This window comes from Micromonospora sp. NPDC023956, assembly GCF_040639195.1.
Lineage (GTDB): Bacteria > Actinomycetota > Actinomycetes > Mycobacteriales > Micromonosporaceae > Micromonospora.
Map to the genome: position 1 here is coordinate 227,832 of NZ_JBEZZN010000006.1, position 12,187 is coordinate 240,018.

Consider the following 12,187-nt stretch of genomic DNA (forward strand, 5'->3'; position numbering starts at 1 on the left):
CCATGTCTCCGCACGACTTCGCCCCGGTCTTCGGCCGCGCCCGGGTGATGGTGATCCTTCGCGACCTGCCGGCGGAGGAGACCGTCCGGCTCGCCGGCCGGGCCTGGGACCTGGGCATCGAGGTGGTGGAGGTACCGGTGCGCACCCCGGACGCGCTGCCCGCCCTGCGGGCCGCGGTGCGGGCCGGCGCGGAGCGGGACCGCCGGGTGGGTGCGGGCACCGTCTACACCGTCGAGCAGGTACGCCGGGCCGCCGACGCCGGGGCGGCGTTCACCGTCGCGCCGGGCTTCGACCCGGCGGTGGTCGACGCCGCCGCCGACTGCGGCCTGCCGCACCTGCCGGGGGTGGCCACGCCCACCGAGGCGCAGCGTGCCCGGGACCACGGGCTGCGGTGGCTCAAGGCGTTCCCCGCCACCAGCCTCGGTCCGCAGTGGTTCCGGGCGGTCGCCGGCCCCCTGCCCGAACTGCGCTTCGTGGCCACCGGTGGGATCGACGCCGGCAACGCCGGTGACTTCCTCGCCGCCGGGGTGCGGGTGGTGGCGGTCGGCTCCGCGTTGGCGGATCCGGCGCAGATCGACCGGCTCGCCGAGCTGGCCCGGGGCTGAGCCGGCCCGCGTCAGCGGACCGGACGGCGGCGGTGTGGCCCGGCCCGCCCCGTCCGGAGCCGGGCCGGTGCCTGTCCGGCAGGACCCGCTCCGTCCGGAGCCGACCGGGCGTGGCGGTCGGTCAGGCGGGGGCGGGGCCGGTGCTGTCCCGCAGGACCACCCCGGCGTCGAGCACCTCGATCCGGTCGCCGGCGATCCCCGGCTCCAGCGCCAGGGTCATCGCCCGCGCGCCCATCTCGACCAGAGGCAGGCGGACGGTGGTCAGGGTCGGCGTGACGTCGCGGGCGATCGGCATGTCGTCGAAGCCGGTGACCGAGATCCGGTCGGGCACGGCCACGTTCCGGGCCCGCAGCAGGGACAGCGCGCCGACGGCCATGGAGTCGTTGAGCGCCATCACCGCCGTCATGCCGGGCACCCCGTCGAGAAGGCTGGCCGTCGCGTCCGCCCCGCTGTCCCGGTCGAACTCGGCGTAGCGGACGTGCTCCTCGGGCAGGGTCAGCTCCCGCTCGGCGAGGGCGCGGCGCAGCCCGGCCAGCCGGTCGGTGGTGGTGGTGAGCAGCCGGGGACCGGCCACCACCCCGATCCGCCGGTGACCGAGGGCGAGCAGCTCGCGGGTCAGCAGGTAGGCGCCGTTCTCGTTGGCCGGCATCACCGCGTCGCCGGCGTGCTCGTGCCGCCCGATCACCGCGACCCGGCCCCCGGTCGACTCGTACGCGGCGAGCTGTTCGTTGAGCCGGGTGGTGAAGCTGTCGTCGTGGTAGCCGGAGCCGGCCAGGATCATCGCCGCGACCTGCTGGCCGCGCAGCAGGTCGACGTACTCCAGTTCCCGTTCCGGGTCGCGGTAGCTGTTGCAGATGATCAGCAGCTTGCCGCTGTCGGTCGCCACCCGTTGCAGGCCCCGGGTGATCTCGGCGAAGTACGGGTCGGAGACGTCGTGCACGATGACGCCGACCACGCTGCGCTGGGGACGGGCCAGCAGCTGAGCGTGGGCGTTCGGGACGTAGCGCAGGTCGGCCACCGCCCGCAGCACCCGGTCGCGCAGCTCCTCGGTGACGGTCTTGCTGCTGCCGTTGATAACCCGCGACGCGGTCGCGGGGGAGACCCCGGCCCGCCGGGCGACGTCGGCCAGCGTCGCCATGGCCACCCCCGAGTTGCTCTGCTGATGTGGTCGCGCCGTCGGCGCGGCCTCAGGCTACCGCAGCAGGCAGGACGGTCCCAGCCGCCGTGAGGTCCGGCACGCCGGGCGAACGGGCGGGGGAAAGGCCTTGCCCGGTGGGTCGGGGGCCCATACGCTGCTTGGGAAAGCGCTTGCCTGAGGTGGAAGGAAGATCATGACCCGCAGGCCGATCGGCATCATCCTGAACGGCGTCACCGGCCGGATGGGGTACCGGCAGCATCTCGTCCGGTCCCTGCTCGCCATCCGTGAGCAGGGCGGCGTCCCGCTGGACGACGGCACCACCATCTGGCCGGAGCCCGTGCTCGTCGGCCGCAGCGAGACCCGGCTGCGGGACATCGCGGAGCGGCACGGCCTGGCGGACTGGACCACGGACCTGAGCGCCGCCCTGGCCCGCGACGACGTGCGGATCTACTTCGACTCCCAGGTCACCCAGCAGCGGGAGAAGGCCATCCGCCAGGCCATCGAGGCCGGCAAGCACGTCTACACGGAGAAGCCACTGGCCGAGACGAGCGCCGCCGCGCTCGACCTGGCCCGCGCCGCCACCGCGGCCGGTCTGCGCACCGGCGTCGTGCAGGACAAGCTCTTCCTCCCGGGCCTGCGCAAGCTCAAGCGCCTCATCGACGGCGGCTTCTTCGGGCGGATCCTCTCCGTGCGGGGCGAGTTCGGCTACTGGGTCTTCGAGGGCGACTGGCAGCCGGCCCAGCGTCCCTCCTGGAACTACCGCCTCGAGGACGGCGGCGGCATCGTCGTCGACATGTTCCCGCACTGGCAGTACGTGCTGGAGGAACTCTTCGGCCAGGTCCGGGCGGTCACCGCCGTCACCGCCACGCATATCCCGCACCGCGTCGACGAGGCCGGCGCCACCTACCCGGCCACCGCCGACGACGCCGCCTACGGCATCTTCGAGCTGGCCGGCGGGATTGTCGCCCAGCTCAACTCCTCCTGGTGCGTCCGGGTGAACCGGGACGAACTCGTCGAGTTCCAGGTCGACGGCACCGAGGGCAGCGCCGTCGCCGGCCTGCGCGGCTGCCGGGTCCAGCACCGGGCCACCACCCCGAAGCCGGTGTGGAACCCGGACCTGCCGGTCACCGAGAACTTCCGGTCCCAGTGGACCGAGGTGCCGGACAACGAGGAGTTCGACAACGGCTTCAAGGTGCAGTGGGAGGCGTTCCTGCGGCACGTGGTCGCCGGGGAGCCGTTCGCCTGGGACTTCCTCGCCGGGGCCCGGGGCGTGCAGCTCGCCGAACTCGGTCTGCTCTCCGCCCGGGAGGGCTGCCGCGTCGAGGTACCGGAGCTGGACCGGTGAGCGCGGAGGTCCGCCTGCCCGGCGGGGCGACCCACCGGCTGACCGGCGGCGCCGGCTTCGACCGACCGGCCGGCCCGCCGACCGCGCGGATCGCGTACGCCGCCGCGCACGTGGTGGCCGACCCGCGCGCGGAGAACGTCCCCGGCGCCCCGGCCACCCTGGACTGGGACACCACCCTCGCCTTCCGCCACCATCTCTGGGCCCACGGCTTCGGCGTCGCCGAGGCGATGGACACCGCCCAGCGGGGCATGGGACTCGACCACACCGCCACCCGGGAGCTGATCCGCCGCAGCGCCGCCGAGGCCCGCAGCGTCGGCGGGCGCATCGTCGCCGGGGTCAACACCGACCACCTCGCCCCCGGCGAGTACCCGGTCGCCGACCTCGCCGCCGCCTACCGCACCCAGCTGGAGGAGGTGCTGACCAGCGGCGCCCGCCCGGTGCTGATGTGCAGCCGCCACCTCGCGGCGGTCGCCTCCGGCCCGGAGGACTACCTCTCCGTCTACGCCGAACTCCTCGCCGCCAGCGACGAACCTGTCGTCCTGCACTGGCTCGGCGACATGTTCGACCCGGCGCTGAGCGGCTACTGGGGCTCGACCGACCTGGACCTGGCCGCCGACACGGTGGTCCAGCTCGTCAAGGACCACGCCGACCGGGTCGACGGGATCAAGATCTCCCTGCTCGACGCCGACCGGGAGATCGCCCTGCGCCGCCGGCTGCCGGCCGGGGTGCGCCTCTACACCGGGGACGACTTCCACTACCCGGAGCTGATCCGCGGCGACGAGCAGGGCCACTCCGACGCGCTGCTCGGCATCTTCGCCGCCATCGCCCCGGCGGCCGGGGCGGCGCTGGCCGCCCTCGACGCCGGCGACCTGGCGGCGTACGACCGGATCATGGCGCCGACCGTGCCGCTGGCCCGGCACCTCTTCGCCGCGCCGACCTGGCACTACAAGACCGGGATCGTCTTCCTGGCCTGGCTCACCGGCCACCAGGAGCACTTCACCATGGTCGCCGGTCAGCAGGCCGGCCGGTCCCCGGCCCACCTGGCCCGGCTGCTCGTCCTCGCCGACTCCGCCGGGCTGCTGCCCGACGCCGAGCTGGCCGCCGCGCGGGCACGGGCCTACTTCACCGTCGCCGGGGTGACCCAGTGACCGCCCCGCAGGCCGTGCCGGGGGTCGACCGGCCCGCCGGGCTGGCCCGCTTCTCCTTCAACCAGGCCACCTCGATGAACTGGCCGCTGGAGGAGGCCGTGGCGGCCTGCGCCGACGCGGGCGTGCCGGGCATCGGACTGTGGCGGGAGCCGGTCGGGGCGTACGGCCTGGACCGCGCCGCCCGGCTGGTCCGCGCCGCCGGGCTCACCGTCACCTCGCTCTGCCGGGGCGGCTTCTTCACCGCCGACGACTGGCGGACGGAGAACCTGCGGGCCATCGAGGAGGCGGCCACCCTGGACTGCCCGGTCCTGGTGCTGGTCTCCGGTGGTCTGCCCGCCGGCAGCCGGGACCTCGACGGGGCCCGGTCGCGGGTCGCCGACGCCATCGCCGAGCTGGCACCGCACGCCACCGCCGCCGGGGTGACCCTGGCCATCGAACCGCTGCACCCGATGTTCTGTGCGGACCGGTGCGTGATCTCCACCCTCGGTCAGGCCCTCGACATTGCCGAGCGGTTCGAGCCGGGAGCGGTCGGGGTGGTCGTCGACGCCTACCACGTCTGGTGGGACGACACCGTCCACCACCAGATCGCCCGGGCCGGCGACCGGATCGCGGCCTTCCAGGTCTGCGACTGGATCACCCCGTTGCCGGCGGGGGTGCTGCTCGGCCGGGGGCTGCCCGGCGAGGGCTGCATCGACCTGCGTGGGCTCCGCCGGGCGGTGGACGCCGCCGGGTACACCGGCCCGATCGAGGTGGAGGTCTTCCACGGCGAGGTCTGGGAGCGCCCCGGCCGGGAGGTGCTGGCCGCCTCGGTGGAGGGCTACCTGCGGCACGTGCTCTGAGTGACCCCCGGGCCCACCGGTCGGCGTACGTCGACGCGTCGACCGGTGGGCCCGGCCTGCCGGCCGAAGGGGACGGACGTCCCGGTCGGCGGTGCGGCGGATACGTCGATCATGCGCGTGGTGTTCGTCACCGTGACACTCCCACGGACCAGCGGCTAGGGTGACGCTGCCGTGGTGCTCGGGAAGCCGGTGAGATACCGGCGCGGCCCTCGCCACTGTTATCGGGAAGTCCGCGACCTTCGTCTGCGAAGAGGCCACTGGGCGTACGCCTGGGAAGGCCGGTCAACGACGCACCACCCGTCAGCCAGGAGACCGGCCACGGCACTGTGACGAACCGTCCACGAGGTGCTGGAAGGCGATTCCGATGCGCGAGCGCGCTGTCTGGTCCACCCTGTCCCGGCGCGTTGCCGCGCCCCTGACCGCCCTGGTCGTCCTGCTCGGCGGGTGCGCCACCGACGACGATCCCCAGCGGTCCACTCCGGCGTCCGCCGGCCCGGTCACCGTGACCAACTGTGGTACGCCGGTCACCGTGGCGGCTCCGCCGGAACGGGCGGTGACCCTGAACCAGCCGGCCACCGAGATCATGCTGGCCCTCGGCCTGGCCGACCGGATGGCCGGCACGGCGTACCTGGACGACGCGATCCTGCCCGAGTACGCCGCCGCGTACGCCTCGGTGCCGGTGCTGGCCAAGGAGTACCCGGCGCGGGAGAAGCTGCTGGAGGCGGAACCGGACTTCGTCTACGGCTCCTTCCAGAGCGCGTTCGGCGACGAGGGGGCCGGCGACCGGGCCGAGCTGGCGAAACTCGGCGTCGGCTCGTACCTCTCCCCGGCCGGCTGCCCGGCGCCGCACCGGCCGGCGAAGCTCACCACCGACCACGTGTTCACCGAGCTCCGCGAGATCGCGGCCATCTTCGGCGTACCCGAGCGGGCCGAGAAGCTCATCACCGACCAGCGGACCCGGCTCGCCGCCGCGGCCGGCCGGGTCGACGGCGCCGCGAAGCTCTCCGTGCTCTGGTGGGACGCGGGCACCGACGCCCCGAGCGTGGGGGCCTGCTGCGGCGGGCCGGGCATGATCATGTCGGCGGTCGGGGTCACCAACGCCTTCGCCGACCTGACCGGGTCGTGGGCCGACAGCGGCTGGGAGACCGTCGCCGACCGCGACCCCGACGTCATCGTGCTGGTCGACGCGAGCTGGGACACCGCCGCCGCGAAGCGGACCTTCCTGACCGGGCACGCCACCCTGCGGCACCTCGGGGCGGTGGCGGGGAAGCGGTTCGTGGTCATCCCCTTCTCCTCCACCTCCGCCGGGGTCCGGGTCGTGCTCGGTGTCGAGGCGCTCGCCGAGGGCGTCGCCGGGCTCCCCGAGGGGACCGGACGCTGACCACCGTCACCGCTGCGGCCGGGGTACGGTCCCGCCCCCCGGCCGGGGCGGCCCTGCTGATGGGTGGGCTGCTGGTGGCGCTGGTGGCCTCGATCAGCGTGGCGGTCACCATCGGTCCGGCCGACATCTCGGTCCGTACCGTCTGGACGGTGGTCGGCGACCGGCTGGGCCTGGTCCACTCCGACGTGCCCCTGCTGCGCGAGCACATCGTCTGGCGGCTGCGGCTGCCCCGGGTGCTCGGCGCGGCGGCGGTCGGGGCCGGACTGGCGGCGGTCGGCGCGGTGATGCAGACCGTCACCCGCAACCCGCTTGCCGACCCGTACCTGCTCGGGGTCTCGTCCGGGGCGTCGCTCGGCGCGGTCGCGGTCCTCGTCGTCGGGCTGGGCGGCGGGATGGCCTCACTGACCGGCGGTGCGCTGGTCGGCGCGCTCGCCGCGTTCGTGGCGGTGATCGCGGTGGCCGGTTCGCGCGGTGCCCTGGAGCCGACCCGGGTGGTGCTCGCCGGAGTGGCGGTCGCCCAACTCTGTGCCGCCGCGACCTCGTTCGTCATCATCTGGGTCGCCGATCCGCACGCCACCCAGAGCATCACCTTCTGGCTCTCCGGCTCGCTGGCCCGGGTCGACTGGTCTGCGCTGGCCTGGGCCACCCCGGTCCTGGTCGCCGTGCTCACCCTGGTGGCGGCGTACGCCCGGCTGCTCAACGCCTTCGCCTTCGGTGAGGAGGCCGCCGCCACCCTCGGCGTGCCGGTCGGCCGGGTCCGCTGGCTGCTGCTGGTGGCGACCGCCCTGCTCACCGCCGTGCTGGTCGCGATCAGCGGGGCGATCGGCTTCGTCGGGCTGATCCTGCCGCACGCCGTCCGCTTCCTCACCGGGGCGGACCACCGGCGGCTGCTGCCCGCCGTCGTCCTGGCCGGCGCGATCTTCCTGGTCTGGGTGGACACCGCCGCGCGAACCCTGTTCGCGCCCCGGGAACTGCCGGTCGGCGTGCTGACCGCGCTGCTCGGCGTGCCCGCCTTCGTGGTGCTCCTGCACCGGCGGAGGGTCCGCGACTGATGCTCGACGTCACCGGCGTGTCCTGGTCCGTCGCGGCCCGGCGGATCCTCGACGACGTCACCTGCGCGGTGCCGACGGGCAGCCTCGTCGGGCTGCTCGGGCCCAACGGCTGCGGCAAGACCACCCTGCTGCGGATCGTCGCCCGGCTCACCCATGCCGAACGCGGGCGGGTCACCGTCGACGGCGACGACGTCACCGCCCTCTCCCGGTCCACGCTGGCCCGCCGGGCCGCCCTGCTCGCCCAGCACGCCGACACCGACCTCGACCTCACCGTCGGCCAGGTGGTGCTGCTCGGCCGCATCCCGCACCGTCGCTCCTGGTGGTCGGAGACCGCCGACGACCGGGCGGCGGCGACCGAGGCGCTGGCCCGGGTCGACCTCGACGGGTACGAGGACCGTCGCTGGCACACCCTCTCCGGCGGCGAACGGCAGCGCGTGCAACTGGCCCGCGCCCTCGCCCAGCAACCACGACTGCTGCTGCTCGACGAACCCACCAACCACCTCGACATCGGCCACCAGCTGCACCTGCTCCACCTGGTCCGGCGCGCCGGCATCACCACCCTCGCCGCGCTGCACGACCTCAACCTCGCCGCCATGTTCTGCGACACCGTGGTCGTACTGGCCGACGGCCGGGTCGTCGCCACCGGCGCACCCGCCGAGGTCCTCACCCCGGGCCTGCTCGCCGACGTGTACGGCGTCCACGCCGACGTGGTGGCGCATCCGGTCACCGGGCGGCCCACCATCACCTACCACCCGCCCGCGTCATGACCCACGTGCTGCTGGTGGCCCGCGCGGTCGTCCACGTCGGCGGGCAGGACACCGTACGCCGGCTGGCCGTCGAGGTGGCCGCGGCGCTGGACGTCCCGGTGTCGGCGTGCTTCCTCGACGGTGCCGCGCCGTCGCTGCACGAGGCGCTGGACGACGCCGTCGCCGCCGGGGCCACCGAGGTCCTGCTGGTCCCGACGCACCTGCCACCGGACCGCTACCTGGACACCTGGATCCGTCGCGCCCACGCGCACTGGGCGACCGGCCACCCGGGACCGCCCCGGGTCTCGGTCACCGAGCCCCTGGCCGGCCAACCCGCCCTGGTCACCGCGATCACCGACGCGGTCTCCGGGCCACGCCACCCGCTCGTCGGCAGTCCCGGCCCGTTCCGCAGCCCCGCCTGGTCCCGGCTGACCCCGCACCGCCATCACGTCCTGGTCTGCCGGGGGCCCCGCTGCACCGCCTACGGGGCCAACCAGGTCGTCGACCGGCTCACCCAGGGGCTCGCCCGGCACGGTCTGGGCGACGACGACGCCCTGGTCACCCCCACCGGGTGCCTCTTCCCCTGTAACCTCGGTCCGCTCGTCGTGGTCTACCCCGACGACGTCTGGTACGAGCACGTGGATCCGGAACTCGCCGGGCGGATCGCCGACGAACACCTGCGGCGGGGAGAGCCCGTCGACGGCCAGCGCCCGAGGAGCCGACCATGACCGACCCGTCCGGCTGCCTGGTCACCGTCTGCCGGGACTGCTGCTGCGGCAGCGCCCGCAAGCACCCGTCGGTCGACCACGACGGGCAACTACGCCGCCTGCGCGCCGGCCTGCCCGCACCGCACCGGCTGCGGATCAGCGCCTGCCTCGACCTGTGCGCGCAGTCCAACCTGGTCGTCGTCCACCCCGCGAAGGCGGCCCGCCGCGCCGGTGCCCGGCCGGTCTGGTTCGGCCTGGTCCTGGACGACACCGTGGTCGACGACATCACCCGGTGGATCCGGGCCGGCGGACCGGGCGTGGCACCCCTGTCCGCCGCGCTCGAACTGTCGGTGGTCACCCCCGGCCTGCCCGAACCGGGCCGCCGCCGCTGACCCCGTCCCCGGTCCCGGCCGGCGGAATGAGGTCGAGCCGGATCCGCCGCTGACATATCGTTGCGCCGACCGGCGTTCGTACCCCGCCCGCACACTCCGCAGCGGGCGACCGACCCCGAGCACCGCGACGTGCGGTACGCCTACGGACTGGAGAAGCCGCTGAGCAGTGTGACCATCGAGGAGTTTCCGGTGGCCGAGCCGGGCGCCGGGCCGTACGCGCTCGTCACCGGCCCGGACGGCGCGCTCTGGTTCACCCTGGTCCACCAGAGTGGGATCGGCCGCCTCGTGCCCGGGGCGATGCCGACCGTCCATCGGCTCGAACCGGACCGCGGTCCGACGATGATCACCTCGGGGCCGGACGGTGCCCTGTGGTTCACCGAGTACCGGGCCGACCGGATCGGGCGGATCACCACCGACGGCGTGGTGACCGAGTTCCCGCTCGCCACCCCGGGCTGCGGACCGTACGGCATCGCCGCCGGGCCCGACGGCGCGCTCTGGTTCACCGCGACCGCCACCGACCGGATCGGCCGGATCACCACCGACGGCCGGGTCACCGAGTTCCCGCTCCCGACCACCGGCGCCTTCCCCTCCGCGATCGTCGCCGGTGGCGACGGCGGCATGTGGTTCACGCTCAACCAGGCCAACGCCGTCGGACGCGTCGGCCTGGACGGCGCGGTCACCCTGCATCCGGTGCCGACCGCCGCCGCCGCGCCGGTCGGGATCACCGCCGCCCCGGACGGCGCCCTCTGGTTCGTCGAGATCGGCGCCGGCCAGCTCGGCCGGATCCGGCCCGGCGGCGAGGTCGAGGAGTTCCCGCTGCCCGACCGGACCGCCCGCCCGCACGCCGTCACCACCGACCGTACCGGTGCGCCCTGGTTCACCGAGTGGGGCGCCAACCGGGTCGGCACCGTCACCGGCGACGGCACCGTCGTCGTCCACGACCTACCCACGCCGGGCTCCGAACCGCACGGCATCACCTGCGGCCCGGACGGGGCGTTGTGGGTGGCGCTGGAGAGCGGCGCGCTGGCCCGGGTCGTCCCCGGCCACACCTGACCGGCCCGTCCCGACGGTCCGCAGCCCCGGCCCCGGCCGCCCCGTCCCGAGAGGACCCCATGACCGCCCAGCCCTCCTACGACGTGGCCACCGAGTTCGACCGGCAGGTCCGGACCCTCCTCGACCTCGACTATCCGGCCCTGGCCGGTCTCGACCCGGAGCGGTTCGCGGACTCGCTCGCCCCGCTGCGGGACGTCGCCGTCGGGCACGGCGACACCCCGCCGGACCCGGTGGCCGGTCGGGTGCCGTTCCTGCTCGTGCTCACCCGTCAGCTCGCGCCGATCGACCGGATGATGCCCCGCACCACGCTGCACGGCGGACGTAAGCCGGGGTTCGTCGACGGGTCCTTCGAGCCGGGGGCCCTGGAACGGTTCGTCGCCACCGCCACCACGGTCCTGCCCGACCGGGACGCCTACCTCCTGCTCGACGTCGAGCGCGGCGAGGAGTTCTGTGGCGTCGTACCCGACGACGCGATGGCCACCATCGCCGGGCGGGGCCGGACCCTGCTCACCATCGAGGAGGGGATCGCCCTGGTCACCCACTTCCCGCAGGTGCTGGTGAAGAACAGGTGCTTCTCGCTCGGCGGCTCCCGTGCCGGCGACCGCCGGGTACCGGCGATCTGGATCAGCCAGCGATCCCCCAAGCTCGGCTGGTGCTGGGCGGGCAACCCGCACACCTGGCTGGGCATGGCCTCCGCCGGCGCGCGCCGGGCCACCGCCTGACACCCGCCCGGGGCCGCCACCGGTGCCGGCCGGGGCGTCGTCCGCACCGGGGTGGCGGTGATCCACCCCGGCTGGGCACGAACGCGCGCACCCGGCCGACTAGGCTTGCCTGCCGTGCCCACCGACCGCAGCCCCACGCCCACCGCCCTGCCGCGTGCGGCGGACCTGCGGGCGGACTGCGCGCGGTGTTTCGGCCTCTGCTGCTACGTGCCGGCGTTCGCCGCGTCCGCCGACTTCGCCGTGGACAAGCCCGCCGGTACGCCCTGCCCGAACCTGGCCGACGACTTCCGCTGCGGCATCCACGACCGGCTGCGGGACCGGGGCTTCCCCGGCTGCACGGTCTTCGACTGCTTCGGCGCGGGGCAGCACCTCGCCCAGGTCACCTTCGGCGGCCGGGACTGGCGTACCCATCCCGAGCTGGCCGGCCCGGTGCGGGCCGTCTTCCCGGTGCTGCGGGCCCTGCACGAGCTGCTCTGGTACGTCACCGAAGCGGTCGCGCTGCGCCCCGGCGATCCGCTCGACGGCGAGCTGCGACAGGTGGGCGGGCGGCTCACCGCGCGCACCCGACTCGGCCCGGACGAGCTGCGCGCGGTGGCGGTGGACGCCCTGCGCGGCGAGGTCAATCCGGTGCTGTCCCGGGTCAGCACGCGGGTGCGCTCCCGGGGCGGCCGGCCGGGCCGCGACCACCGGGGCGCGGACCTGGTCGGGGCGGACCTGCGCCGGGTCGACCTGCGGGCGGCCAACCTGCGGGGGGCGTACCTGATCGGCGCGGACCTGCGCGGCGTGAACCTGCGCCTGGCCGATCTGACCGGCGCGGACCTGCGCGGCGCGGACCTGCGCGGGGCCGACCTGGCCGGCAGCATCTTCCTCACCCGGGCCCAGCTCGACGCCGCCCGGGGGGACGTCCGGACGGCGGTGCCGGCCTCGCTCGGCCGTCCGGCGCACTGGACACCGACCCCGGTCACCATCGCCCGGCGACCCGACGACGACCGTCGCGGCGACCCGTCGCGGCGACGGGGCCGGCGCGGCTGACCGAGGACGGGCCGGTCGGGGCCCGTC

At 75.0% G+C, this 12,187-nt stretch carries 13 protein-coding genes and 1 riboswitch; of the genes, 12 read left to right on the plus strand and 1 reads right to left on the minus strand.

Features of this window, described 5'->3' with window-relative positions; translation table 11 throughout:
• The first annotated feature begins 2 nt into the window (after positions 1-2).
• On the plus strand, positions 3-605 hold the full coding sequence (locus tag AB0F58_RS14935; RefSeq protein WP_357142642.1) for a bifunctional 4-hydroxy-2-oxoglutarate aldolase/2-dehydro-3-deoxy-phosphogluconate aldolase: 603 nt from the start codon (positions 3-5) through the stop codon (positions 603-605).
• 121 nt (positions 606-726) lie between these two features.
• On the opposite strand, the gene AB0F58_RS14940 is transcribed toward AB0F58_RS14935, so the two are convergent.
• Complete coding sequence (locus AB0F58_RS14940; RefSeq protein WP_357142643.1) at positions 727-1,743, minus strand: LacI family DNA-binding transcriptional regulator; 1,017 nt, start codon at positions 1,741-1,743, stop codon at positions 727-729.
• Between the two features lie 193 nt (positions 1,744-1,936).
• Here AB0F58_RS14940 and AB0F58_RS14945 point away from each other — a divergent pair, with 193 nt between their 5' ends.
• From AB0F58_RS14945 to AB0F58_RS14995, 11 genes are all read left to right on the plus strand, one after another.
• A complete protein-coding gene (locus AB0F58_RS14945) occupies positions 1,937-3,088 on the plus strand; it encodes a Gfo/Idh/MocA family oxidoreductase (RefSeq protein ID WP_357142644.1) in 1,152 nt (383 codons plus the stop codon).
• Positions 3,085-4,236: a dihydrodipicolinate synthase family protein gene (locus AB0F58_RS14950; protein ID WP_357142645.1), complete on the plus strand. Its 1,152-nt coding sequence runs from the start codon at positions 3,085-3,087 to the stop codon at positions 4,234-4,236. The genes AB0F58_RS14945 and AB0F58_RS14950 overlap by 4 nt, the downstream gene beginning before the upstream one ends.
• A 74-nt stretch (positions 4,237-4,310) precedes the next feature.
• The gene (locus AB0F58_RS14955) at positions 4,311-5,075 is read left to right on the plus strand and encodes a sugar phosphate isomerase/epimerase family protein (RefSeq protein WP_357142738.1); all 765 of its coding nucleotides are present in this window, start codon (positions 4,311-4,313) and stop codon (positions 5,073-5,075) included.
• 155 nt (positions 5,076-5,230) lie between these two features.
• A riboswitch (cobalamin riboswitch) is annotated at positions 5,231-5,411 on the plus strand.
• Positions 5,412-5,439: 28 nt separating this feature from the next.
• Positions 5,440-6,456, plus strand: coding sequence for an ABC transporter substrate-binding protein (locus AB0F58_RS14960; protein WP_357142646.1), 1,017 nt, complete (start codon positions 5,440-5,442; stop codon positions 6,454-6,456).
• Between the two features lie 59 nt (positions 6,457-6,515).
• The gene (locus AB0F58_RS14965; protein ID WP_357142647.1) at positions 6,516-7,508 is read left to right on the plus strand and encodes an iron chelate uptake ABC transporter family permease subunit; all 993 of its coding nucleotides are present in this window, start codon (positions 6,516-6,518) and stop codon (positions 7,506-7,508) included.
• Complete coding sequence (locus AB0F58_RS14970; protein WP_357142648.1) at positions 7,508-8,275, plus strand: ABC transporter ATP-binding protein; 768 nt, start codon at positions 7,508-7,510, stop codon at positions 8,273-8,275. Before AB0F58_RS14965 ends, AB0F58_RS14970 begins: the two co-directional genes overlap by 1 nt.
• Complete coding sequence (locus tag AB0F58_RS14975; RefSeq protein ID WP_357142649.1) at positions 8,272-8,982, plus strand: (2Fe-2S) ferredoxin domain-containing protein; 711 nt, start codon at positions 8,272-8,274, stop codon at positions 8,980-8,982. The genes AB0F58_RS14970 and AB0F58_RS14975 overlap by 4 nt, the downstream gene beginning before the upstream one ends.
• A complete protein-coding gene (locus AB0F58_RS14980; protein WP_357142650.1) occupies positions 8,979-9,353 on the plus strand; it encodes a hypothetical protein in 375 nt (124 codons plus the stop codon). The genes AB0F58_RS14975 and AB0F58_RS14980 overlap by 4 nt, the downstream gene beginning before the upstream one ends.
• A 129-nt stretch (positions 9,354-9,482) precedes the next feature.
• A complete protein-coding gene (locus AB0F58_RS14985) occupies positions 9,483-10,406 on the plus strand; it encodes a virginiamycin B lyase (RefSeq protein ID WP_357142651.1) in 924 nt (307 codons plus the stop codon).
• A gap of 59 nt (positions 10,407-10,465) precedes the next feature.
• Positions 10,466-11,128: a DUF5701 family protein gene (locus AB0F58_RS14990; protein WP_357142652.1), complete on the plus strand. Its 663-nt coding sequence runs from the start codon at positions 10,466-10,468 to the stop codon at positions 11,126-11,128.
• Positions 11,129-11,242: 114 nt separating this feature from the next.
• Positions 11,243-12,160 carry a pentapeptide repeat-containing protein gene (locus tag AB0F58_RS14995; protein ID WP_357142653.1) on the plus strand — a complete coding sequence of 306 codons (918 nt, stop codon included), beginning with the start codon at positions 11,243-11,245 and terminating at the stop codon, positions 12,158-12,160.
• The last annotated feature ends 27 nt before the right edge of the window (positions 12,161-12,187 follow it).